At 41.6% G+C, this 25,149-nt stretch carries 25 protein-coding genes and 1 pseudogene; 7 read left to right on the top strand and 19 right to left on the bottom strand.

Annotated elements, in window-relative coordinates:
* Positions 1 to 214: 214 nt before the first annotated feature.
* Together rarD and MHB84_RS20440 are read right to left on the bottom strand one after the other, a co-directional pair.
* Positions 215 to 1,093 carry an EamA family transporter RarD gene (gene rarD / locus MHB84_RS20445; RefSeq protein ID WP_064640718.1) on the bottom strand — a complete coding sequence of 293 codons (879 nt, stop codon included), beginning with the start codon at positions 1,091 to 1,093 and terminating at the stop codon, positions 215 to 217.
* Between the two features lie 104 nt (positions 1,094 to 1,197).
* Positions 1,198 to 1,641: a GNAT family N-acetyltransferase gene (locus tag MHB84_RS20440; protein WP_076287906.1), complete on the bottom strand. Its 444-nt coding sequence runs from the start codon at positions 1,639 to 1,641 to the stop codon at positions 1,198 to 1,200.
* Between the two features lie 100 nt (positions 1,642 to 1,741).
* Between MHB84_RS20440 and MHB84_RS20435 the strand changes: the two genes are divergently transcribed.
* Complete coding sequence (locus tag MHB84_RS20435; protein WP_076287905.1) at positions 1,742 to 2,296, top strand: stalk domain-containing protein; 555 nt, start codon at positions 1,742 to 1,744, stop codon at positions 2,294 to 2,296.
* Positions 2,297 to 2,413: 117 nt separating this feature from the next.
* On the opposite strand, the gene MHB84_RS20430 is transcribed toward MHB84_RS20435, so the two are convergent.
* From MHB84_RS20430 to MHB84_RS20410, 5 genes are all read right to left on the bottom strand, one after another.
* Entirely contained in the window at positions 2,414 to 2,869 is a 456-nt protein-coding gene (locus tag MHB84_RS20430) for a DinB family protein (RefSeq protein WP_076287904.1), read from the bottom strand.
* Between the two features lie 131 nt (positions 2,870 to 3,000).
* Entirely contained in the window at positions 3,001 to 3,621 is a 621-nt protein-coding gene (locus tag MHB84_RS20425; protein WP_076287903.1) for a hypothetical protein, read from the bottom strand.
* Between the two features lie 732 nt (positions 3,622 to 4,353).
* Positions 4,354 to 4,785: a hypothetical protein gene (locus MHB84_RS20420; protein ID WP_076287901.1), complete on the bottom strand. Its 432-nt coding sequence runs from the start codon at positions 4,783 to 4,785 to the stop codon at positions 4,354 to 4,356.
* A 169-nt stretch (positions 4,786 to 4,954) separates the two neighbouring features.
* Positions 4,955 to 5,515, bottom strand: a complete 561-nt coding sequence (locus MHB84_RS20415; protein WP_076287900.1) for a DUF4367 domain-containing protein — start codon at positions 5,513 to 5,515, stop codon at positions 4,955 to 4,957.
* A 64-nt stretch (positions 5,516 to 5,579) separates the two neighbouring features.
* The gene (locus MHB84_RS20410) at positions 5,580 to 5,813 is read right to left on the bottom strand and encodes a transcriptional regulator (protein WP_076287899.1); all 234 of its coding nucleotides are present in this window, start codon (positions 5,811 to 5,813) and stop codon (positions 5,580 to 5,582) included.
* Between the two features lie 265 nt (positions 5,814 to 6,078).
* Between MHB84_RS20410 and MHB84_RS20405 the strand changes: the two genes are divergently transcribed.
* Positions 6,079 to 7,839: a methyl-accepting chemotaxis protein gene (locus tag MHB84_RS20405; RefSeq protein WP_083678781.1), complete on the top strand. Its 1,761-nt coding sequence runs from the start codon at positions 6,079 to 6,081 to the stop codon at positions 7,837 to 7,839.
* A 246-nt stretch (positions 7,840 to 8,085) separates the two neighbouring features.
* Here MHB84_RS20405 and MHB84_RS20400 read toward each other — a convergent pair whose 3' ends face one another.
* From MHB84_RS20400 to MHB84_RS20360, 9 genes are all read right to left on the bottom strand, one after another.
* On the bottom strand, positions 8,086 to 8,382 hold the full coding sequence (locus tag MHB84_RS20400; RefSeq protein ID WP_445322135.1) for a GNAT family N-acetyltransferase: 297 nt from the start codon (positions 8,380 to 8,382) through the stop codon (positions 8,086 to 8,088).
* A 56-nt stretch (positions 8,383 to 8,438) separates the two neighbouring features.
* A complete protein-coding gene (locus MHB84_RS20395; protein WP_143764554.1) occupies positions 8,439 to 9,056 on the bottom strand; it encodes a hypothetical protein in 618 nt (205 codons plus the stop codon).
* A gap of 332 nt (positions 9,057 to 9,388) precedes the next feature.
* Positions 9,389 to 10,723 (bottom strand): MFS transporter, encoded by a 1,335-nt coding sequence (locus MHB84_RS20390; RefSeq protein ID WP_076287897.1) that lies wholly within the window; start codon positions 10,721 to 10,723, stop codon positions 9,389 to 9,391.
* 20 nt (positions 10,724 to 10,743) lie between these two features.
* Positions 10,744 to 11,379 carry a TetR/AcrR family transcriptional regulator gene (locus MHB84_RS20385; RefSeq protein WP_076287896.1) on the bottom strand — a complete coding sequence of 212 codons (636 nt, stop codon included), beginning with the start codon at positions 11,377 to 11,379 and terminating at the stop codon, positions 10,744 to 10,746.
* 60 nt (positions 11,380 to 11,439) lie between these two features.
* Positions 11,440 to 12,207 (bottom strand): ABC transporter ATP-binding protein, encoded by a 768-nt coding sequence (locus tag MHB84_RS20380; protein ID WP_076287895.1) that lies wholly within the window; start codon positions 12,205 to 12,207, stop codon positions 11,440 to 11,442.
* Positions 12,208 to 12,220: 13 nt separating this feature from the next.
* On the bottom strand, positions 12,221 to 14,554 hold the full coding sequence (locus tag MHB84_RS20375; protein ID WP_076287894.1) for an ABC transporter permease: 2,334 nt from the start codon (positions 14,552 to 14,554) through the stop codon (positions 12,221 to 12,223).
* Between the two features lie 546 nt (positions 14,555 to 15,100).
* Positions 15,101 to 16,300, bottom strand: a complete 1,200-nt coding sequence (locus tag MHB84_RS20370) for an MFS transporter (protein ID WP_076288270.1) — start codon at positions 16,298 to 16,300, stop codon at positions 15,101 to 15,103.
* A 265-nt stretch (positions 16,301 to 16,565) separates the two neighbouring features.
* Positions 16,566 to 17,600, bottom strand: a complete 1,035-nt coding sequence (locus MHB84_RS20365) for an ROK family protein (protein WP_076287893.1) — start codon at positions 17,598 to 17,600, stop codon at positions 16,566 to 16,568.
* Positions 17,601 to 17,797: 197 nt separating this feature from the next.
* The gene (locus MHB84_RS20360; protein ID WP_076287892.1) at positions 17,798 to 18,067 is read right to left on the bottom strand and encodes a hypothetical protein; all 270 of its coding nucleotides are present in this window, start codon (positions 18,065 to 18,067) and stop codon (positions 17,798 to 17,800) included.
* 109 nt (positions 18,068 to 18,176) lie between these two features.
* On the opposite strand from MHB84_RS20360, the gene MHB84_RS20355 reads away from it, so the two are divergent.
* Positions 18,177 to 18,386 (top strand): helix-turn-helix domain-containing protein, encoded by a 210-nt coding sequence (locus tag MHB84_RS20355; protein ID WP_076287891.1) that lies wholly within the window; start codon positions 18,177 to 18,179, stop codon positions 18,384 to 18,386.
* Positions 18,387 to 18,402: 16 nt separating this feature from the next.
* Here MHB84_RS20355 and MHB84_RS20350 read toward each other — a convergent pair whose 3' ends face one another.
* Together MHB84_RS20350 and MHB84_RS20345 are read right to left on the bottom strand one after the other, a co-directional pair.
* Positions 18,403 to 19,614, bottom strand: a complete 1,212-nt coding sequence (locus MHB84_RS20350) for an SIR2 family NAD-dependent protein deacylase (RefSeq protein ID WP_076287890.1) — start codon at positions 19,612 to 19,614, stop codon at positions 18,403 to 18,405.
* Entirely contained in the window at positions 19,583 to 20,878 is a 1,296-nt protein-coding gene (locus MHB84_RS20345) for a hypothetical protein (protein WP_076287889.1), read from the bottom strand. Before MHB84_RS20345 ends, MHB84_RS20350 begins: the two co-directional genes overlap by 32 nt.
* Positions 20,879 to 21,196: 318 nt before the next feature.
* Between MHB84_RS20345 and MHB84_RS20340 the strand changes: the two genes are divergently transcribed.
* From MHB84_RS20340 to MHB84_RS20330, 4 genes are all read left to right on the top strand, one after another.
* Positions 21,197 to 21,808, top strand: a complete 612-nt coding sequence (locus MHB84_RS20340) for a TetR/AcrR family transcriptional regulator (RefSeq protein WP_076287888.1) — start codon at positions 21,197 to 21,199, stop codon at positions 21,806 to 21,808.
* A 418-nt stretch (positions 21,809 to 22,226) separates the two neighbouring features.
* Positions 22,227 to 23,549, top strand: coding sequence for a metal-dependent hydrolase family protein (locus MHB84_RS20335; RefSeq protein WP_076287887.1), 1,323 nt, complete (start codon positions 22,227 to 22,229; stop codon positions 23,547 to 23,549).
* Between the two features lie 16 nt (positions 23,550 to 23,565).
* Positions 23,566 to 23,772: a DUF554 family protein gene (locus tag MHB84_RS31430; RefSeq protein ID WP_076287886.1), complete on the top strand. Its 207-nt coding sequence runs from the start codon at positions 23,566 to 23,568 to the stop codon at positions 23,770 to 23,772.
* A gap of 76 nt (positions 23,773 to 23,848) precedes the next feature.
* Positions 23,849 to 24,889 (top strand): alpha/beta fold hydrolase, encoded by a 1,041-nt coding sequence (locus MHB84_RS20330; protein WP_076287885.1) that lies wholly within the window; start codon positions 23,849 to 23,851, stop codon positions 24,887 to 24,889.
* 8 nt (positions 24,890 to 24,897) lie between these two features.
* Here MHB84_RS20330 and MHB84_RS20325 read toward each other — a convergent pair.
* Positions 24,898 to 25,061, bottom strand: a pseudogene (locus MHB84_RS20325) (hypothetical protein); the annotation flags it as partial.
* Positions 25,062 to 25,149: the final 88 nt, after the last annotated feature.

Here is a 25,149-nt window from a genome sequence, read left to right as displayed (position 1 = left end):
CGCAGAGATAATACAGGCCATGTTTGAAGAAGCTAGCGATAGTCTTATCATACTATAAATGGAAGCTTTTTCAGAGGATTAAAAATCTTTCTTATCAACTTATAGGTGCCTTTCGGCTCTTGTTCAAAGTGTCAGATAACACCACAAACAAAAAATGGCTCTTTCCGCCTTATCGGACGGAAAGAGCCATTTTGATGATACGGGGTCTGTGCCATCAGCTCGCCTTCGCGAGTTTCGTGCCGCGAATCGATGCTGTAGCGTACACGACGAGCGCTGTCCAGATGAGCGCAAAGCCAACGAGCAGAACCGGCGAGACCGATTCCTTGAATACGAATATGCTCAGTAACAGCATGATCGTCGGCCCGATGTATTGAACGAAGCCGAGCGTTGACAGCGACATCCGGGCGGCTGCTCGCGCAAAAAAGAGCAGCGGCAGCGCCGTGACCACACCGGAAAGAAGCAATTCAATGAACGTCGGTGCAGGCAGCGTCCATGCCGTCGTTTTCCCCACAACGGCCAAATAGATCCAGTAGCCGAGCGCGACAGGCAGGACTACAGCCGTCTCCGAGAATAAACCTATAGAAGCGTCTTGCTTGATCTTCTTCTTCGCCAGGCCGTACAAACCAAATGACGCAGCCAGCGAGATCGCGACCCACGGAAACCGTCCATAGTCAATCGCGATGATAAGCACCGCTGCGCCAGCGATGGCAATCGCGAGCCATTGCCCGCGGTTTGGCTTCTCACGAAGGAAGAGAACCGCTAACAGGACGTTCAGCAACGGATTCAAATAATAGCCAAGGCTTGTCTCTACGACATGGCCGTTGTTGACCGCCCAGATGAAGATAAGCCAATTAACTGCAATCAGCATTCCACTGGCGGTGAGGGACAGAAGAAGCGAGCGGTTAGTTGCAATCCGCTTTATGTCACCCCAGCGGCGCTGGGCGGCGACCAGAATACCCATAAAAACGAACGACCATACAACCCGATGCGACAGAATCTCGCCTGCCGGAACTTCGCTAAACAACTTCCAATAAAGCGGGAGAACCCCCCACATGATATACGCAATAATAGCGTTGACTAACCCGTTATTCATAATCATTTTTCCCCTCTTCTTGCTCTGATGTCTGAACGGATTATACGTCTCAATCCCCTCTCAAGTAAAGGAAATATTGATTAGTTTGATTCAATTATTACTTACTAGCCAAGGTTAATAAGCTTATCAAAGCAGTATGAATCTTTGTCATAGCCATTATGCTCATAGAAAGCATGGGCGTCGGTTCGCTTGAATCCGCTGCATAAAATAATACTAGATATTCCGAGTTCTTTAGCATAATTTTCAGTGTGTCTTAATAGTTGTGTACCTACCCCACGATGCTGAAATTCCTTTTTAACGGCCAGAGCTTGTATATGTAAATAACCAATCGAAACCCCTATGGACAATGCCTGAACTATAGTTACAAAACCAACCACATCATTTTCAAATAATGCAACAAATGTTTTGTAATTCCCATCCTCATTCATTTTTTCTATAGTAACCCGGAAGTTTTCATCATCAACATTGCGAATCTCAAGCACATCGTTCCATAAAAAAACAACTTCAGTATAATCATTCGCTACAATTTCTCGTATCTTAATTTCCATGCCTAACCTCCCTTTTCATACAAATGGATTTTAAAGGAAACATTTTCCTGTCTTGTAGCGTTTATGTTACGTGAATAACAATACTTAAGGAGGAATCAAGATGAAGCGATTAGTTTCTCTATTGTTGATGTCAACTTTAGTTGTGGGTGTAGTGTCGGTTGCATCTGCTACGGACCAACCTTTAAAGGATCTACCTTTTAAGGAACGTGCAGCGTATACATATAATCCTTCATTAAAAAAGATAGAACTAAATATCACAAAGGACCACAAGTTGACTAGAACGACGTATAACTCCACTTATGTTCCTATGAAGGATGTTTTTAAACAATCTGGAGCAACGTTTAATTGGGACGGAAAGAAAAAAATTACTACGGTTAAAAATCAAGGCCAAGAACTGATTCTTAATTTCTCTGGCAAAGAAATCACAGCGGGTAAAAATCAAGTTGTTCTCCCTCGAGAGTGGGTACAATTAAAAAATGGAGTCTCAAGTATTGATGCATTTGTCTTAGCATATATTTTTGAAGTAGCTGCTAATGAGTCCGACCAAGAAAGAGTGGACTGGGAAGAAAAACTTAAATTTTTGGATATCAAAGAAACGACCGGTCTTCCAGGATTAGATAAGTATATGCATGTGTTTGTTGAGTTTAATGATTAATTAAAACCTTTATTTTTTAATTCTCTTTCGGTTATCCCCAGGATAGGTTTCTGTTCCTCTTATTAAGAAACCTATCTATGAATATCCAGTCCTCTATATGCCACGCTATCCTGCCCGTTAGAGTCTCGCGAATGTGATGTAATCTACTTGGACAGGCTCTGCCGATTCGATCCGAAGTACCCGATTGATCTGTCCCCGGTGATATTGCCCATGTAAGAGAACCTGCAACAGGATGTCACGGACGGATGTTCGGAATGGAACCCCGCTCTGATTCGCGTAGTCGATCATTTCGTCCAACTCAGATTCCTCAAGCCCTTCGATATAGACGCGATATTGCTCAGCATTTTCTTCGAACATCGTCCGGAGCGCCGCCAGGTCTTCCGCTTCTTCCCATAACGAATATTGCGCGCTGCCCTTGCCCTGCAATCGGGACAGCCAGACTCGTTCTGCGACCGCAACATGCCGAACCAGTTTCAGAAGGTCCTTGTTCTTCGTCCCACTCTCTTCGAGCGCGTCCAGGATACGTCCGTCTGCCCAGTACAGGTGTTCCATCATACACTTGATCGTCTTCATTTCGAATTCCCCTCCTGGTCTCATCGATTACTTAAACATGTTGTCTTCCGCTCGTTTCATCAATGAAGCTTTTCATTCGATTTAACTGATCTCTGTCAGGATGCCATAGCGTCTTGGCTGAACGCCATCGTTTAACCTAAATCCGTAAGGACTTGTTTCGCATAAGCATCCCAATCCGCTTCATCTGTGTTAATCTCTATAGTCGGAATCAATGATTGTTTCGTAGCCATTCGAAGATTTTCTTGATTATCTAAAAACGTTTCACATACTTGGGGAGTTCTAGAATTCCCCATAACATATGACTTCCAAGCTTCACCGCGACTATCGATATACCTAGACTCAACAGCATCCGGGGTCAAGGTTAAGAGTACACAAAGTGCATTCATCCTGCTTAGACGTTTCTCAAGCAACTCAATCTCAGGAGAGGCTTTAAATGCGGCTCTATGATTTACATGAAACCTCTCTAAAAGAAAAAATATACCTTTGGATGGTTTGGAATGACCAAGAGAGTTAATCCAATCGTATTGTTGTTCAAGATAATCAACATGTCGACTTAGAAGTGAAATATGTTCATCCTTATCCATGGATCTTAAAACACCTTGGTGTGAATGTAATACTTGTGAATAGTGTTCACTTATTGCAATTATAGTTTTTTCATTATTCGGTGTTTGACTATGTAATCTCTTTATAGCAGAAAATAATGATGTTTTTCCTGCAGTAGACATCCCTTCAATAATTACACCCCGAATCATCTTCCTACTCCTCCTAAGCTTCGTGGTATTCTGCCCTTTAGTATACTTAGTGCCCGCTCAAATAGTAGATTTATTCGACGTAAGAATTACACTAACCTGCCCGTTAGCTGAATAAAAGCAGCCAATCACATGAACTGCAACCCAATAGTTAGATATCATCTGACAATAGGAGGTACAGTTCAACATAAATCGGCTGCTTTCTTGTTTTTATTCAACAACCTTTTCCGTAAGCGTAATGATGTATTAATTCATCAATGGGGATTGAACCATCATTATAACGATAAGAGAAGAAATACAGCTTAGTATTGCAATCAAAATATGAAGACAACTGAATGAAATTTTTTCTATAAAAATTCTTTCTTTTCTTTGAATGAAACACGAGTAAATTAACACAGTGATCACAATGGGCAGATAATGATAAAAATCCGGTCCATCCTTACTCGGTAATACTTTATTAATATAGCCACCTATTGTTTCATCAATGATCATAAATGTATATATAACTCCGATTAACGCAGAAATAAAAAACTGAACTGCTAACTGAACTAGATTTTTCTTTAAAAATAAGAGACCAATTTTTCGGTATAGGTCATTGACCATTATGTATTTGTTGCCTCCTCATTTTTTGAATAGTACTCCTCCTATATTTTACCACATAGCTCGTTCTATTGATTCCGTGCAGCGAAACTTCAAATTAAAACTAACCTGCCCGTTAGTTGAATTCAACTAAGATTATTTAACAAGAATTTCAATTGGATTCATTGTTAATGAGATATCCCCATCAATATTTACAAGAAGATTTTGTTTCCCTTTTTTTGTTACTATAAATTCATCTTCAACCTCAACTAGTTGACCTGACTTAAACTCAGTTAAATATGCCATATCCTTATAATTACGCTCCTCGTTACTACCCGAAAAGTAAAAACGAATGATTGGTTTTCCATGGGAAACTTCAACGGGTTGAATACCCGTATATTTAAGAGTCCCTTTTACTTTTATTGCTTCACCAGTAACTATATTAGTTGAAGTTGTTACTTCGAGAACAAAATCAGATGCTACTACACTTTGAGTCACAATTTCTTCATTTTCTGTTAATGAACACCCAGCAAATATCATAGGTACCACTAATACCAACATTAAGATCCAACTACTCATTTTTGTCACATCATATCACCTCTCTCATACTACAACGGATTTATATTGAATTTGTTGCTTAATTTCAAGAATACAAGTCATTCCGCTTTCGTGGTCTACTAAAAGTCAAATAAAATAGGCTCCCATGTAAGCTGGCAGCCTTAATTACTTTCATTTTCCGTTAGTTTGAATTACTGAATCATCTCATTGATTTTGCTAACGCGATCATTTCCTCTTTGGTTAATTCTCCGCTGTCCATTTCAATGAAAGTATCATTTTGTACCCATCGTAGGTATCCTCCTGGTATATGGTTAGCCCATGGTTCAAATCGCCCTTCGATTCCATTAATGTTCATTTTCTCTCCATGTTCATTAAATTTAAAATCCTCGACTATAGTTCTTGTTGTACTTGATCGGTTACGAACATCGACGTTAATGACAACTCGGTTTACTTTATATCCACCCGCCTTATGTTCTTCAATTCCAAACAAATATGTCTGTCCTGATTCATCAAAAAAATGAAGTCTAACTTTTGAAACTGATTGTCTAAGATCAAACGGGTATGGCTCCTTAATTTCTAATTTATAGTTTTCAACCAAGTAAGACGGCGTAAAGAGTTTGAAATCCGCAGCAGTTTGCAGCTTGTCCAAATCAACATTTGAAAAAGCTTGCGTAGGTTTAGCTGATGCGATGAGTAGGTCATTGTTGATTCCAACAGAAAGCGTAAAGACAAAAATCAATGAAACAATCCATTTAGGCAAGGGCATTCCCTCCAAATTTTATGAAGCACATTTTTATCTTTAACATAACCTACCACTTATTTCATTAATCTCCCATTAATTCATAATCATTCGGAATTAACTCATACAAGGCACGAACATCACAACCGATGGAATCAGCGATCGAGATGGCAATTTTGAGCGGCATCACTCTTTTGTTTTCGATAAAATCGTAAACTCGTTCCGGTTTAATAAGCAATTCCTTTGCCAGCCATTCCGCTGACTTTCCGGATTCCATCAATCGTTCATTCAGTAAGCAACGTCCTAGTTCAAATTTCAAAAAGCAATGACCTCCTTCATAAGATCACATCTAACCTTAAGCGTAGTCCATTAACAGCATTTCTATACAAAAACCAAAAACTAACACAAACTCCCAGTCGTAATGTTTTTAGTAGGTCAAGTGGATTCAGATAAGAGGAAAGGCATAGCTCGAGGACTTCATTTTACAGTATATTTTTTCGATATATTATGTACAGACTTTTATTTTAAATTTTAACTATTAAAGTTATGGGAGCTGTAAATTGTTGTGTTGAGGGGGAAATACAGTGAAAACAAAGATTGTATCCATACTAAAAATGAGATCTTTGAGAACAAAGTTAGTCACTCTATGCTTGGCTATACTAATTGTGCCCACGATTGTGATAGGGTTCACTTCGTATACGGTTTCGAAAACTGAAATGAATGAATCAGGCAAGGCAGCACTTGAAAATAGTGTGAATATGGTTATTGGCATGATTAGCATCCTCAATGAGCAAGTAGAGAGCGGAGATTTAACATTGGAGCAAGCACAGGAAAAACTCCGCGTCGAACTGCTCGGTGAAAAAAATGCAGAAAATAAGCGACCTGTAAAAAGTGAATATACTGTAGGGAAAACAGGATATCCATGGGCAGTTGATAAGAGTGCTCATTCCGTGATGAATCCTTCAAATGAAGGTCAAGATTTGACAGATGTCGTAACGGAAGATGGCGTGTATTTGGGGAAAGAGCTTGTTAAGGTTGGATCAGCCGGAGGGGGATTTGTCACCTATAAGTGGGCTCTACCTGATACAGGTGAAATAGAAACGAAAGTTTCATATGTTGAAATGGATCCACATTGGGGCTGGATCGTCGGTTCAGGTGCATATTTAAGTGAGTTCAACAGCGGTGCAACGCAAGTTCTTTATCTTGTAATAATAGTTACGGCAGTTGCAGTAGTTCTCGGATCAGTTATCGTCAGCATCGTCTCAGGGCGTCTAACGAAGCCTATCCTTAAGATCGCCAAACGACTGAAGTCCGTTGCGGACGGTGATCTAACCGTTGAAGAAGTCAAAATAAAGTCCAAAGATGAAATAGGTGAGCTGTCTAAAGACTTTAATGAAATGATTAAAAACATAAGATATCTTATTAGACAAGTCGACCTCTCCACAAAGCAGGTAGCTTCATCCTCCAAAGAATTGACCCTTGGAGCAGAGCACACCAGTCAAGCAACTGAGAATATCACCATTTCGATCCAAGAATCCGCAGTCGGAGCGCAGGAGCAACAAATGATGCTTCAAAGAACAACCAACTCACTCGAGGAAATATCAATTGGTATCCAGCGAATAGCGGAAAGCTCCTCAACTATTGCTGATTCTTCTGTTGATGCGATGGAATTAGCGAATATAGGTAGTACTGCCATAGAGCACACGACGAAGCAAATGAACCTGATTAACCATTCCGTTAATGAAACCGATGTAGTAATGAGGATGCTTGATGAACGCAGCCAGCAGATCGATACGATGCTACATGCCATTACGGATATCGCAAAGCAGACTAACCTTCTGGCTTTAAATGCTTCAATTGAGGCTGCGCGTGCAGGAGAAGAAGGCCGCGGTTTCTCCGTAGTTGCTGCTGAAGTGAGAAAACTTGCTGAACAATCGAATCAGTCATCCGGGCAGATTTCCACGTTGATTCATGATATGCGTACAGATATAGAGCAATCTCTTAAAACGTTGGAACGAGTTAAACAGGACGTCGACTCCGGTATACAGATTGCTAGTGAGACAGAACAACAGTTCAACAAAATTGTGGGGTCCACAAACTTTATCGCGCAACAAACGGAAGAACTCGCCAGTGTTACACAGCAGATAACTGCAAGTGTTCAGGAAATAACTGCGGGTCAAGAGCAAGTCTCCAATCTTGCGCTTCAAGCTGCAGACAACTCACAAAATATAGCTGCATCTTCAGAAGAACAACTGGCTTCAATGGAGCAAATTACGAGCTTAGCCACAACCTTGTCGGATATGTCACAGCAGTTAGAGCGTTTGACAATCCAATTTAAGTATTAATCTCTAAAATGCGAGTGTACTTGCAATTATGAACTAACCTGAGTTGATTGAACAAAGGCAGCCGATCACACGTGGATCGGCTGCCTCCTTCTTTTTATTGAGTTATCGTTTTCTGTTAGTTGAATCAGTCGTTATGAGTAGGATTTCATCTTCTAATAGAAAGTCTATGTTAAACTTCTTGTTGATTTTCATACAAAAGTTAACCAACCACTAAAAGGCGGTTAACTTAATCCAATAGCTAGTCGTCTATAAATGATTTCCATAAAATACCATTGTTATTTTGTCGTTAATTACTTTTGTTGCACCCATGTTTTTATAGCCTATCTTTTCATATAAATAACAGTTTCCTTTCTCTTGTAAGATGGTACCCAATTTCCATGACTTTGCATCATCATATATCTGCTCAACCATTGTAAAGACTTTTTGAGCACCCCCTTTTCCTTGATGTTCTGGCAGTACAAAAATTGGGCTAACACTATAAATTTGATTATCTTTTTTCACGACTCTAATTCCACCGACAGCAACCTCAAGATGATGAATTATGAAATAATCTGTAAAATATCGATTGATTTGAGTAATTATTCTTTCTACGGTTTTGATTACTTTCCCCCAACATGAAACACACCAATCACGTTTTCACCATCCAGATCATACAGCGGAATATCACGGCCATCCGCTGCTCTACTGTTCTGTAGTGCAATGGCTTCTTCAGGTGTACTGGGTTGCTCGCCATCCAGGTCCTTTTTCAGTACATATCCTTCTGTACCATCCACACCAATAGCCTCAATTAGTTGAGGTTCTGTTTCTGGAGAAGTAGCCTCAACGGCAGAACCATAAGTTTGCCCATTACGATTTTTAGGATAATTCGTTTTCTTACCACCAACAAAAATAGAACCAATGATGGTTTTCCCGTCAACATCAAAAAGCGGGGCAATCCGTGTAGTTTCACTAAGATAATCTGTTTTCATGACATATCCAGCAATGCCGTCTACACTTCCTGCATAGATTAAGTCGGGTAGTATTTCAACGGATTTGAAATCTTCAATCCTACCGAATGTCAGTCCATGTTCATTTTCAAAATAGTTGATAGTCGTGATATGACTTGGAATAATCGTATTTTTAGCACTTGTATTCTGGGATACCATGAGACCGCCTGAAACACTAATGATAAAAACTACGAAACCCGATATTAGGGCGCCCTTAGAGTACATTTTCATAACTGTTCACTCCGCATTCTTTATTTTAGCTTTAGCCACACTTCCATGCTTTTCACATTCTAAACGTTACCAATACATGGAAAGTTACGGTAATCTAATTGTTAATTAAACAAAAGCGGCGATATACTAAATCATGGGATAATTATTCTTAAATCTATACGGAACGAACGATAGCATGATTCATTTTATCAGGCGCCTCTAATCGGTACATCGTTACTCGGTAATATTTCACTAAACTTGTTAGGGTGTTCTCCCACTGTGAGAACACCCCTTGGCAATTTGTTCCGTTCTCGTTTCCTGTTAACATAATCAGTTATGATGCATTATTTTCCCTAATCGTGTGCCAATCCACCCACATCGGGAGGAGATGAAATATCGCTGCTTTGCTCGAGTGTCTTGATCATTTTCAGACGAGATGTAATGATGGCGATCAGGATCACGAACAGACCTGCAATGATAAACAGTAAGGCAATACCTCTGCCCGGCCCGGTTCCAATGATTTGCCCCACGGAAGACGCAAGTGCCCCTCCCTCCATCATGAGCGGGTTGAACACATGATCGGCCAGAAATCCGGCCAGACTGTACGCGATGATGAAGCCGAGCTGTGACAGAATACCGATGATGCCCCAGACCCTGCCTTGCTTCTCGTTGGCAATGTTGTTACGCACCAACACATCCGCACTCATGTTGACAAACGGAAGTGAAGAGAGGAACAGGAAGCCAGCGAAGATGATAAAATAAATGTTCGTGGAGACCCCAAGTAGTGAGAAGGACAGTCCGCACATGATCAAACCCATCACCAGCACACTGGCGTATTTCTTCGTCATCGTGAATATGCCGATACATAAACTGCTGATCAGCATACCAATAGCGCTAACTGACTGAAATGTTCCAAGTGTTTTGGCATCCGTGAAAGACAAGAGCATTGGGCCAATCAGCGTCTCCAGGAATCCGAGGTAGAAGGTAACCAGAGAGATAATAATGACCAGCAGCAGCACTCCCTTATTGGTTACAACCTCGCGCCATCCCTCCTGAATATCCGTCATCCAGTTTTGATCTTCCTTTTCCTCGCGCTCCACCTTCATGCTCTTCCGTATAACCAACACAGCCAGAATAGCGATCAGGAATGTTGCAATATTAATGACCAGTATGACTTCAATGGTTGTAATACTGAGCAGAATGCCCGCGATAATGGGTGAAAATAAAAATTTGGAGGATTCGGCCAGCTGCACAAGTCCGCTTCCTTTGGAGAATTGGTCTTTGTCCAGCAGATCGGTGGCGGAAGCCTTGTATGCCGGACTTTGCAGTGCCGAAAACACAGAACTGAATGCTACCCCAACATAGATATGCCATAACTGAATATTACCCGTAAGCATGATGGTCAGAATAAAAACGAGACCGGCAGCCGAACCCAAATCACCAATGATCATCATCGTTCTGCGGTCAAACCTATCTGCCAAGACACCACCAATCGGCCGAAGCAAAATGTTGGGCAGAAATGTAAACAGGGTAATGAGTGCAACACTTGTTGCCGTATTGGTCTTTTCAAAAGCATATACCCCCAGTGAGAAGGCCGTGAGACCAATTCCGATCATGGAGATCAGCTGACCAAACCATACAACCAGAAACTTACCGAAAGAGAAAGATTTGTGAACCGTGTGTTCCATTGATAGCGCTCCTTTCTCGTTTAGGCTTGATGAGGAAAATACAAACGGGTAACATAGGCGAAGCTTCCTTGTTCCGCTCCCAGAACACGTTCTGTGATATGAGCGAAAGCTTCCACTTTTTTGAGAAGCTGATCTTCCTCCCATTGAAAAATGCCCTGATCCAGTAAAAATTGTGAGGATACCAGTAAAAATTCAATCGATTCCCTGGGATTGGGTGTGTGAAACACTCCTTCCTCGATGCCCTGCTCAACCACTTCAGCCAGGATAGGACTTAATCGAAGAACTGTCTCAACAAGACTCTTTTGATGCATTTCCACATTTTGTACATGGTGCAGTTGCTCAATCAGTCCCAGCTTGTTGTCATCAGGCTGATTCTGCGCCATAATAATGCGAAAAATTTTGTCGTGCGCGTTCAGGTTCGGATCAGATACCACACGTCTGGCTGATGCTTCACCGTTCAGAATAAAACGCATGACGATGGCGTTCATTACTTCTTCCTTGGACTGGAAATAATAATAAAAGGTACCCTTCGCAATGCTGCAAGCCTGAAGGATATCCATGACAGTTGCTTTGGTGTACCCTTTTGTCACGAACAGAATCTCGGCGGCATCCAATATTTCATTTCTGCGTTCTTCCGGATTTTTGATCAATCTCATTTTCTGTCCTCCAATCCATTCGACCGACTGTCGGTCTATTCTAGTCGTGAAGTTCTCCGATTAGAACCCCATTTCGGTTAACCATTGTGACAGATGACTTTCCCGGTTTTTCAGATCCTGACGTTCTCTTGCATATTTTCCGATATTTTTGTCAGCAACCAGCTTGCCATCCATCATAAACAGTACACGTTCCGATCGGGCGGCCACTTTGACATCATGTGTTACCAAGAGAATGGTTGTACCGGCAGCATTGATGTCCCCCAGAATATCCATGATTTCGTGTGTCGACTTGGAATTGAGTGCCCCTGTCGGCTCATCCCCAAACAGAATATCCGGATTGTTGATCAACGCCCGGCAAATGGCAATCCGCTGCAACTGTCCCCCTGAAGCTTGCGTGATGTTGTGATGAGCCAGCGTGTCAATCCCCATCTTTTTCATGAGTGACATCGCCCGTGTATTAATTGCATCCCTGCTGCTGTTCTTGGCAAGATACGCGGAAAGCACAATGTTGTCGAGCAGATTAAGGTTTTTGAGTAGATGAATGTTCTGAAAGATAAACCCCATTTTGGTCAAGCGCAGACTGGCCAGATCATTCTCCTGAAATGCCGATATTTTTTTGCCGTCAAAATAGACACTCCCGCCACTGATCTGATCCATGCCGCTAATGTTGTACAACAATGTAGACTTGCCTGAGCCGGACGGCCCCATAATCGAGACGAACTCTCCCTTTTTTAACTGGAGATTGATATCTTTCAAAATGCTATGTTCATCATTCTCGCCGATTGCTACAGATTTATTCACGTTTTTTGCTTCTAGTATCGTTGTCATCGCTGATTCTCCCCTATTCCACGATCATTTTGGATATGCTAGTTTCCTTGATTGACTGGATGCTGATCCAAGCCGTCAATACGATAGTGCCTGCAAGCAACACCGGACACAGAATGTACGCCTGTACCGGGTCAATCACGAAGACAATACTGGAAGCACCAAAGGTGGACATTATACTGCTGACAAGCAACGGCCCGAGCGTATTGGACAGTACCGTTCCGGCAGCAACGCCCACGACCAAAATAATAAGCGACATCACCACATACTTCAGTTTTATCTTGGACAAGGCAAAACCGAGACTTCGCAATACAGCAATATCGTTGTTGTCCTTTGCTACCAACATTTGAAGGAACAACGAAGTAATTAATATCGAAATGAATACACCGATGGCCAAGGCCAGCATGGTCACCATTTTTAATTGCTGAATGGTTCCTCCGAGCGTCTGATCGAGATAACCTTGGATATCCGTCACTTTGGCTGGAGCGAAGGACGTCTCGAATTCGGCAATTTTGGTCGCCATTTGACCGCGATCTTTCAGATCAAGGCTGACCACATACCACAGAACGCTGTCCTTGTTGTATGGCAGCAGAGCTTTCGCTGTTTTCCCGCCGTTTGTCACGTCCTGATAGATACCGCTGACCGTCATGACCTGATCTTTACCGTTTACCAGCAGGGTGAGCTGTTCCCCCGTTTTCAGTCCGAGCTCGCTGCTGTTCGCATCCGACAATGCAATTTCGTTCCCGGCTGCTGGTGCATTACCACTGACATAGGACAAAGGGAAAATGCTGAAGTCCCCGGTCTCCACGCTCAGATTATCATAGCTGCCCTCCGTATTCCGAACCTTGAACTGGCTGGTTACCAGCGGGGAATACGTTTTGATACTCGGGTCATTTTTGATCTCGGTGATGAGATTATCATAGCGTTGCTCCACATCGTCCGTGTGTCTCAAGTCGATACGAATGTCGCTCTGTCCTACGCCCATATAGGAAATAAAGCTTGGTGCCTGCAAGGTATTGAGGAAGTTAATCGGTACAATCATGATGAACGAACTGACGACAAACACAAATAATAACAAACGAAACATTTTGATTCGCTGTACAACTTCCTTCAGTCCCAGAAAGACAGGTACGGAAGACCAGCGATTTCGGGACAGACTAAGGCGATTGCGAATGATCTGCGTATCTCCCAGACTTCCTGTCCGCAGCGCCTCCACCGCAGAAATGGAACGAAACCGCCGCAATACCGTCCGGCAGAACAGCACCACCATGACAAAGATCAAACCGGCAGCCAGCAATGGCACGGCGAAATGCAGCACAGTTGCAGGGGCTTTGCCCATATACAACAAAATATTTGCGACAAACAGCCTGTTTACACCAAGTGATGCAACGTACCCCAGCAGGGAAGCTAGGCCTGCCATGAATATATACTTCATGAGATATAGTTTCTTGATATCTTTCTCCGCGATTCCAATGGCCTTCATGACACTGATCTCCCGGTAATCCTCTTCAATCGTTGCCAGCATCGTGAACCGAATACAGAGCATGGCAATCAGAATCAACACAAGACTGACCAATATGATAACGGCTGCGATTACACCATCGGTCATGGCATTCAGTAACTGAAACAGACCGTAAGTTACGACCGGACCGGCATTAGGCAAGCCTGCATTTTGGTAAGCTTGGGTGAACGACCCTGTCTGTCCAGGATCTTTCAGGCGAAACTCGATCAGATATTCCATCTCCCCGACGCCCTGCTTCAGTTCCTCCAGATTATTCGAACTCACCACAAAACGTTTGGAGTGAACAACGGAAGGATTCATCTGGGCATCTCGAACAAAATCAACGATGGTATACGAACGTTGAAATTGTCCATTGTCGATTTGAACCTGATCTCCTAAGCTTAATTGTCTTTGCTGCATGTAATATACAGGAACCGCGATCTCCCCATCGTTAACCTGAATGATGTCACTGTTTAAATTCAGCAAGTAGTCAAAATCCTGATTTTGTGTAACAAAATCAATATCCATTACACTGCTTTTCTCCGACTCTGCCCCAAGAAACAAATTGGCGCCATCAATATTGACCATCTCTACAATCTGATGCTGGGCTACGTTGGATTGACCATCGGCCCAAGTGTTTACTTTGGCGTGATCCAATTCTCCAGCGTGCATCTGTACAAAATGTGGTGCCTTGGATTCAGAGAACAGATATTGAATGGAACTCGTCAATTCCATAATCATCCGTGATCCCGAAGATACCAGCAGGGCAGCCAGCAGTACAAAAATAAACAGCGCAGCTGTGATCCCTTTTTTTCTGGTGATATCATTTCTCAGCATTCGTAGCAGCATAAACGAACATGGCTCCTCTCATCTACAAGTTGTTCTTATTCATCTGGAGTCATAAAGCTTGTCAGAACCTGCGCCACCGTTGAAGGTTGATGCATGATAAACGCTCACTCCCGCCTTTTTGTTATTTTGGAATCATTTGTAACTTAATGTACAATCTTGTAGATACACACATTATATAATCACTTTTATACTTGTCAATTCGTACATATTTTTCTATCTTGTCGAAGTATTTGTCAGTTTCGTTCCTATATGCGCAAAAAATATTCTCATATAGTTCTGTGAAACTTCAAAAAAATAGGACTTCAACACTGAATTTACACACTCTATCGTGAATCCTACTTTTTTTTTACGCTACGAAAGAACTACAACTCATTTATTTGAAACATATGATAGATTAAGGGCATAGCAGCTAAAAAGAGCAGGATACCGAAGTACCTGCCCTTAATGTATATTTCCTATCTTTTACCGCTTGCTTAAAGAAACTTCGTCAGTTCATCCTTTATTTGTTAAGTTCATTCTCTGATTTCTGTAATGGAAAAATGATAGCTAAATCAGTTCCTGCTTCCGCTTCAAATACACATACAACACCACTCCAGATGCCGCACAGATCACAGCGCATAGGCCGATGAATCCGTACCCTGCTTGAAGCCCGCGCAATAACCCAAGCTGAGTGGTTGGACCATACGCATTCTTCACGCCTTCAATTACCCAACCAATTACATAGTTACCGATGACACTACCAATCCCCATCAGGGTAACTGTGAACGTAATCGCAGTGTCACTGCCGTTTGGATATCTGCGTGCGATAAAAGCCATGACTGTTGGATAGATCATCGCAATACCCGCTCCTGATACAGCAAAGAAAAATGCCAGCCCCTCTCCGCCTGCAATAGCGATGAATGTGCATACCGCCGAGAAAGCAGAGAACAAAATGAGCGACAATACGAATCCGATCCGGTCCGTAAGCGGCCCTAGCAACAGTCTGCCCAACGAGAAGCTGAGGAAGAACGCAGACAGCAGCCCAGATGCTTTGACCGTGTCCCACGTGTAAGCTTTCTCCAGAAAGTTAACAAGCCAACCTCCAACCGCCAGTTCGGATACCACGCCAAAAGAAAGAATAAGCACCATCAGCCAGATGGCTGGATCACGTGTTAACGTCTTGAGTGAAGTCCGATCTTCATGAGGAAGATCATCCCCCGGAAATTTGCTGCGCAGCGCCGCAATAATCGGCAGTAGACAGAGTGACAACATCACCAGATACATCCCGCGCCAGTCCAGTTCGTGACCAAACACATGCAATGACATCACACCTGTCGCCAGCAAAGGCGCTACCGTTGAACTCAGCCCATAGAAGAAATGGGAGAGGTTCATCATCGTACCTGTGTTTTTCACAAAGATCCGCGCCCCCAGAATCGCCAGCGCAATCTCCAGCATGCCGTTTCCGATGTACATGAAGAAGTAAGATGAAGCAAAAAGTGGATATGTATGAGATACGTAAATGAACACACCCGAGAGAATCATCGATGCAAACGAAATGATGCTAACCGCCTTAATGCCCCATTTGCGTACCAGGATGGCGGTGAAGGAGCAGGCGATCAGGTACCCCAGTGCATTCAGGGACAACAATGTTCCGAGCTGTTTCTCATCCAAATTGAAGTCGAATTGAATGCGCGGAATGGCCGGTCCCTTAATATTTTCCGATATGCCGAATACGATAAATCCAAGAAAGATTGTTGCCAGTTGCATGGCATACAGTTTGTTGAACTTTTTCTTGTTTCCTTCTGTACCTGCTTGCTGATTCAAAATAAGTTCCTCCAGTGTGTTCAGAAAAATGATTGCACGTTATAACTACGATTGCAGTACCATCTTCCGACCGCTGTTATCCCTGTATTTTTTTGAATCGTTCCTAAAAGTGAAAATACAGTGATAAAGGCGTTCTTCAGATTGGTTCTGCCATCTCCGTTATCGTGTCAATGATTTGTACATTTGAAATAGGAAACATGATTAAGCTTTACCACTGCTTCTCAATGACCTGAATGCGGTAGGTCAGGCTCTCCAGCGTCACTGCGACCAGCCCAGTCACATATTCGTGCCGAGTGTCTCTTTGGATGATCAACTCCGGCATATGCTCCTGTGGGATCAGGTGATCCCGACAGCCTTGTAACAGGTCATCCCGCATAGCCGGGTCCATTGTATCGCCCGTAACGACAATCGCTGCCGGGTTAATAATCGCAATGATGGAGATCAGCGTCTTTGTGACGAGTTCCTGCAATCCTTCCGTCGTTTTCAACATGCGCAGCTGTTCTTCCCGTGACACGCCAAAAGGTAAAAAGGACACCTCGCCCCCAAATTGCGTGTTCCCCGTCAGCGGACGACCATCAATGATAAAGCCTGCACCCGGAAAATGATTCTCCGGAAACGTCACCACCGCGAAGTTCTTCTCTTCCTCAAATTGCTGCTGGTTGTAAAGTCCGTAGACCGTCAAGTTCATGTCGTTGCCAATGACCACTTCCACGTCCTCATACTGCTCCTTAAGCCTTGGCCCGAGCGGCTGATACATCAGCTCCGGTACATCGCAAATTCCAATCACGCCGTTGTGCGCCACCCCAGGTATGCCAATACCAATCGCCTGCACATTGTGGTGTTCGATCAGGTTTGCAATCAGAGCCTCTACCACCGGAACATTAATCTCATCTAAAAAGAGTGTCTGTTCGTCAGCCATCTCTCCGTTCAGATTGGCATATGTATGTGTGATCGAGTGAATGCCGCCCTCCGTTCGAATAATCAGGCACAGTACGCTTGCGTAGTCCGCATTGAATTGATACCGACTGGCAGGTCTACCCCCACTCGATTCATCCGGGCCCAGATCAATAATTTCACCCGTTTGCAGTAATTCGTTCAGGATCGTGCCGCATGTCGCTACGCTGAGTTTGGTCAAGTTCGCAATGGAAGCTTTTGTGCCTACGCCCATGGATCGGAGTGTATTCTTCACCAGCTCAACGTTGATTCGTTTTACCTGCTGGGTGTTGTGTGATGTGGGTAGCATAGTTAGTTGTATGCCTCCTTTCGTTCATTTCGAACCATTCAATGAATGTTTTTAAAAGTGTTTTAATAATTGAAGTGTAGGGGGATTTCTGGGGAAAGTCAATGCTTAATTGGAAGCGAAAATCATTTGGATAGAAAGACAAAAGACAGTTCAAGATCATCTTGTGTGATCCTGCACTGTCCTTTAGTTAAGGTGGTTTATGTAGACTGGCTCATTTGATTTGCCAAGATGCTCTTCTCCAGTCGGACTTCAAATAACTTTCGGTTTAGATCCTGTTCCATGGCGTGTAGGTGATATGCAGCCTGTTTCACGGTATCCATCTCAAGCACACCTGCTTGCTTCGCGATGATGTCCATGGCGTCTAATATGAGTTTGTTGCATGTGACCAGTTGGCTCACGTAATCGTCTTCTTGTTGGATAAGTTGTGCGTACTGTAAAGCGAGGTCTTCGCTTTTGGTACTGGTCATGTCACCACTCCTAAAATTGGTACGCATAAGAGTACCAGTTATACAAAAAGTATATGGTACGCTCATGCGTAACGTCAAGACCATATGGAAAATTTAGGAGTGATTTAGCATGGCAAAGAAAGTCGTTGTTAATATTCATAAACTCACGGAAAAACATAATATCTCACTGCGCGAACTGGCACGATTGTCTGATATCCGACACGCTGCGTTAAGTGAGTTGCAGTCTGGGAAGCGAGAGAATATCAACTTTGCTCATATTGAGCGGATTGCAGAAGCATTGGATATTGATGATATAAGGGAGATAATAAGCCTTGAATAATAGGGTAATTTAAAAATCAATTATTCTCTCTAACGACAAAATTAATCAATGTCCTTATGGCATCTATATAATCACCATCGTTAACTCTAAGCCCAATTACTTTGATATTCTTTTTATTTAATTCTCGAATCTCTTGTAAACTAGGGTTGAACAATACAAGATAATGATGCGTTTTTAAAATATTCACTAAAGTGTCGTATATATCATTGAAGAATTTATCTTTAAAAGAAAACCCTATAAAAAGCAATGATTTATTCCCTAAAATTGCGGCTAACTGTACAAGTATTCCTTTTTTGCTATAAAGTTTTGAATAATCTTTTTTTGTAACTACCATACTTGACTTTCTGTTTATATGACCATGTAAATGAATAACTTTATTGCCCGTAGTAGACATGTTTCTCAAATTCCCAATTTCATCCATGCAAACTGGTGTATTATAGCCATCCTCACTAGTTAGATAATGCTCAAAAATAAGATCATAATTTGTTGATATATAATAGTGAGAGTTCAATTTTATTAAATCAGAAATATTATGTTCGTCATCAGCAATATTCATATTAGCTTGTGATATAACTTGTACAATTTCGTCCTTTAATTGATCTTCGTTTGAAATATTAACGGATTTATCCAGTAATAAATCAAACGCCTCAAAATATGAACCTTCAGAGATAAGTTCATTATAATATTTTTTATGGAATTCCTCAGAAAGAAACTCCTCTAGCCCACGTAAAAGCCCCTCCCAATTAGGCAAATTAAAAGGCATTGAGATTCCTGATCCCAGGAAAGGAACCACACTATCTATTTCGTTAACTAGATTATCATAATTACGATAAAGTTCCGGCATGAAATATTTGTTCTCTTTAAGAATGGAATTATATTTGAGTATCTCATTATAAGTTATTCTTGAGAATTTATATGTTCTAGTTACATCATGATATTGAATGGATTCATGAAGCAACTCCCCACAATATTTACAATTATGAGATAGACTCTCTGTTTCTTCATCCAAATCGTTACAAGAATATGAAAAGGAAACCTGTAACAGCCCCTCTGAATAAAGTTTTTCACATAATAATACACCGACATTAGATACTTCTTTTTTTATATCATCGTCATTAAAGGGGTTTGTTCCAAATTCATCAATTATCTTGTTAAGACAAGTAAGCACATCCTCAGAACTCTCATCACTTTCTGTACTAACGATATTTATTAACGTTCCTAATGACATGGTGTAAAATCTCCTTATTGTGATGTCTCGTAGCAATCAAAGTGACTTTTAAACAAGTTTTATTAGATTCTATAGCAGTTTGTATAGCATCATCGTCTGACTCATCTTTTAAATCGTAAAACCATGCCATTGACCATTTATTTAATTTTCTTGTACTCTCAAAGTCAGTTAATAAACTATACAGAGTATCTGAACTAGCAATCGGTTTTTTTACGGTAGAGGTTCCAGTAGAACTCCTATTAGTTCTAGAATTCTTGTAATTTATCCTCAATGGATACCCTAATAAAGACAACTCTCTAGCTTTAAGTCTTAATGAATTTTCATCCATGTTGGTACTCACATAAACACCAAGCAATAGTGCTTCCATCTTTCTTTCTAAGGCTCTAATTTCATTCGTTGTAGGTTTTTCACCTAATTCCGCTATTTTTTTTATTAGTTGTTTCACTTTTTTACCAATTAATACATTCATATTATCAAAAACCAGTTTCTTTGGCTCTTCTACTAATTGATCAAAAAGTGACTTACAAAAATTATACATTCCTTTCTGATCTTTATCAGAAGAAGTTGGCATAATTGAGATGTTAAGTAATTCAGAAACTTTATCCTTAAGGAATCTATGATAATTAGAAATTGAATAACTGGACTCGTCTTCAATCTCATCTTCTTTTTCCCCATTTTGTGTTAATCCAACAGGATTCTTTGTATATATTGTAAATGTTCCTTCCTCGAAATTTATTTCAACTGCTCCTAATAAAAACTCACTCTTATCGCTATTTTTCTTGAAAACATTTCTCCCTAATAAGAACCTGGCAGAAATTACATTTTCCCCTTTGCAATCATAATCGTAACCTGCTATGAAATTTGCACCAGATTTAGAAACATTAATAGAATCCATTAAATAAAAACCTTCTCTAGATAGATACTTATGTATGGAATTTGATAAATTAGTTTTAAACTCATCAATTAATAAGGAGACTCTTTTTAGAAAGAATTGTTTTGTGAATGCAGACGTGCTCATTTTATATAGATAAATATTAGTCAAACGGCCATAAACAATGTGTTCAAAAAAAAGTTCTTTTATATTTACTAGCGTTATAGGATCGTTACCGTAAGTGTTCAATAAATTAGAATAGTAATCAGTGAAATTATCCTCAATGCCTTTGTGCCCTGTACTTTCCTCTATAACAGATCTAAAAATTTTGAAGTTTGTATATTCCAAGAATTTGATTCCATCATAATAGTACTCATTCTCAATGGCGTCCACGATCTTCACCTCTTCTAATTAGAAATATCACAACCGTATAGACTTCACTTAAGTTATTGTTGTAGTAAGTCTATATAAATATCTTAAATTCAAAGTGAGATATATACAAGTGGAACAGCATAACATTTAAAAAAGTATAACGAATTAAGTACTAAGCAGTAATAAGAAGTATATAAGTATGTGTTAGCTGATTAAATTTCTCTGATAAATTTGTAGTTTCAGTCAAATTAAAATCTTTTCTCACCCTCATTGACATCCCCCTCACAAAAGTCTATCCTAATAACGAACCACCTATTCACTATTAAGGAGTCGTTCCCGATGGTGCAAGCCAAGAAAGACGAAGTCAAGAAAGAGATTGAATATGCGGCGCTAAAAGTCTTTTTTGAAAAGGGCTATGTGGATGCCAAGATGAGCGATATCGCGGATGAAATCAATATTTCCGTGGGCAATATCTATACTTATTTTAAGAACAAGAAAGAACTATTCTACGCTGTCGTGCCGCCGGATCTGGTGGATTATCTGAAAAATGTGCTAGTGGAGACGATTCACTTTGATAACCAGACCCTGTTCGAGGAAACGGATAGCGAGCGAAAGTCGGCGCTGTTGCAGGAACAGGTAGATGTACTACGTAAATACCGGAATCAGATTGTCATCATCTTTGAAAAGAATAAAGGTACCATCTACACCAACGCCAAAAATGAGCTTGTTGAGCTGATGATCGAAACCAAGAAGGCGTATCTCAAAAATCAATATAAACGATATGAGATCGGAACCGAAGAGAATTTGATCTTACTGAACATCCTCGCGCACAACGTGATCGACATGAACCTGGATCTATTGAAGCGGGATATGAGCGAGGACAGCCGGAAGCAAATTTTCGAAGCGTTGTATGTATACAGACTGTACGGTATGAAGAGTCTCAACGAATAACGCTCCATCTTTGCTGGTTAGACAAAGCGTGCAGATCAGATCCACTTCACTTGGTTTGCACGTGAAAAAATCTCTAACATTAAGACACTCTATTTTTTTGACTTAAAAATGAATTTATAATTCATTTTTAAGTCAAGTATCTACCATTTACCAAACTATTTAAGTTGAACCTACATTTACACGATAACGGAGAGGACAGAAATAACCAGAGGAAGCGAAGCGTTCGCCTGAAAGCTTTCTGAAAGAAAGCTACATCGGAAGCATAAGCTATCACCGGATTCCCCCCTAATAAGAGGGTATCAAAAAAATCTGGGGATAACATCGATCCGAAGGTTGTTCTGTCATCGGAGTGACAAGTGTACATACCCATCATTCAACTTATATAGCTTCACCCCCACATTCTAAGGAGGAACACAACATGAACACCGCTTACGCATTAAAAAACGTCAATCTGATCCACGGTGATCTGAACCGCAATCTGCAAAAAAACATGACGATTCTCGTCAATGAACAAGGACTTATTCAGAATATAAGCCAAGATAACGAACTGCTTATCCCTAGTCACTACACAACAATCGACCTCTCAGGAAAATACGTAATGCCTGGACTGATCAACGCCCACGTGCACCTCTTTGCAGACGGTAAACCGTTCAGTCTCTCGGTTAGTGAAGGCATGTTGCAGTTTGCCTATAATCGGATATTGAACACAAAGTTTGGCAGAAACGTTTTGAAAAAACGAATGAAACGCAATGCGCTGACTGCACTCCATGCGGGTGTGACAACGATGCGCAGTGTAGGGGAATTCTTTTACACGGACGTCCTTCTGCGGGATGAGATTAACAACGGTGAATTTGTCGGCCCTAATCTGCTTGTCTCCGGATTTTTCCTAAGTGTCACGGGCGGACATGGTGCCCCATTCCTCGCTCTGGTGGGCGATTCCCCGTGGGAAGCACGGAAAAATGTACGTCTGAATGTGAAACACGGTGTGGATTTGATCAAAATCTGTGTGACGGGTGGCGTGACGGATGCGAAAATGGTGGGCGAAGCTGGTCGTTTACAGATGACAGTGGAGGAAGTTGCGGCGATCTGTGATGAAGCGCATAAGATAGGCCTGCGGGTGGCAGCCCATGTAGAGAGCACGGAAGGCGTACGGGTTGCGTTGAAGGGTGGCGTCGATACCATTGAGCACGGTTCGGAGATGGATGACGAAATCATTCGTTTGTACAAAAATAATCCTAATGCCCTGAATGGTTACACCGCACTCATCCCCACCCTGCAAGCCGCTTATCCATCGGCTTCACTGGATACCAGCGTAACGAAGGCAAGTGCAACGGTAAAAGAGAATTCCAGACTGGTCTACGATTCCATGCTCAAAGGTGTAAAACAAGCGATCGAAAACGGCATCACCATTGGTATCGGCACTGATGCCGCTATGCCTTATGTGACTCACTATGATATGTGGAGAGAGATGGATCACTACATGAGACAGACCAACCTGAACAACAAACAGGTCATCGACATGGTGACTCGAACCAATGCAAAAATCCTCGGAGTTGACGATGTGACAGGAACGGTGGATATCGGAAAACATGCCGATCTGATTCTCATGGAGCAAAATCCGCTGGAACATATTGAGGCCTTGTCAGACATCTCTATGGTCATGGTCAAAGGAAATCTAATTCAAACACCTTCTGTCACAAGAATCAAAGAAGTCGACGATGTTCTAAACTCAGTTTGGTGAATTCAGGATTGAAATCATGCTTGGTATATTGATCAATTGTTTTTCCATTATATGCGGAAGTACCCTAGGAGCCATCTCCAAAAGGTTCATGAATGACGGTTATAAGTCCATACTCAATCAAGAGATTGGGATCAGCGCGCTCATCATAGGCATTAGTGAGGTCTTTTATGTCCAACCTGAGAAGGAGAACAAATTCAATCTGGCGTACGATTTGAATCAATGACGAATCACGTAAGATAGAGTTATGAATTTATGAACAATAATCACTTCAAGACATTGAACCAGAGGAGACATATCCTATGAACAAAATGAAAAAAACAGGTTTGTGGCTTGGTGTTACGACTCTAACCCTATCACTCGCAGTTCTTTACTTTCCAACATGGACGCCAAAAATAAAAGGAACAAACCCTATTCATGCATTGGAACAAGTTATAATCAACGGCACGGGACATGAAATCATGATCAGAGGACAGAATCTGGACAACCCAGTTATCCTGTATTTACACGGTGGACCGGGTGCATCTGAACTTCCGTACGCGAAAAAGTACCAAGATTTACTAGAATCTCAGTTTACGATTGTGAACTATGATCAGAGAGCAGGCGGCAAATCCTATCATTTTTTCGAGGACTATTCCAATCTCTCAGCTAACTTGCTGGTTGAGGATGCACTGGCTGTCACGGATTATATTACTCAACGTCTGGGGAAGAAAAAGGTGATCCTGATGGGTCATTCGTACGGAACATACATAGCAACTCTTGCTGCGCATCGAGCACCCGATAAATATGAAGCCTACATTGGGATCGGGCAGATGGCAGATACACAACAGAGCGAGATGGACGGATGGAATTACGTTATGGAGCAAGCCCTGTTGGCTGATAATCATGAAGATGTAGAGCAGTTGGAGCAGATCTATGAACCGATCAAACAAGGACAGGCATTCACGCCGCGAGATATCGTTAAACGTTATGGAGGCACATCAAGGTTGATGGACAGCCCTGACACCAGCTTCCTGGGAATGACGTTCAGCCATGAATATAATATGCTGGATGCCATTCGTTTTAATAAAGGAATCATATATTCGCAAGAAATACTGATAAGTGAAGCCCTGAGCCGTCCGTTGCCATCCTTGATTACGAAGCTGGACCTCCCCTTTTATTTTGTCATGGGAGATTACGACTTAATGACTTCATCCCATGCCGCCAAGGTGTTTTTTGACCAGATTGAAGGAAATCAAAAGGAATTCATTGGCTATAATAACTCGGCTCACTACCCACATTATGAAGAGAAGCAAAGATTTTTTGATTGGATGGTAGATACCTTTATCAAGCACAAACCTTAATCATTCAATCATTTACCCTCCAGGATCGGCTGCATGTACTTCTCTATTCGTGAAAATTTCGTTTTGGATTGCTTTTTTCATCGAACTACTGCTGAAGTTGCTCTGGAACGCTATATTCTGCAGTATTTTTCATTCTCACTTTTAGTCCGGCCTGTTCCACTTCAATCGCTTCACATTGCGTTTGTGGGACTTGCACACTTGAACCCCATCCGTATACGTGCAGACGTTCCTTTCATCACTGGATTATTATCATAACGTAC

It is taken from the genome of Paenibacillus sp. FSL F4-0087, assembly GCF_038020215.1.
Taxonomy (GTDB): Bacteria; Bacillota; Bacilli; order Paenibacillales; family Paenibacillaceae; genus Paenibacillus; species Paenibacillus taichungensis.
The sequence above is the reverse complement of the archived record's forward strand: the minus strand, read 5'-3'. Positions and strand labels throughout refer to the sequence as shown.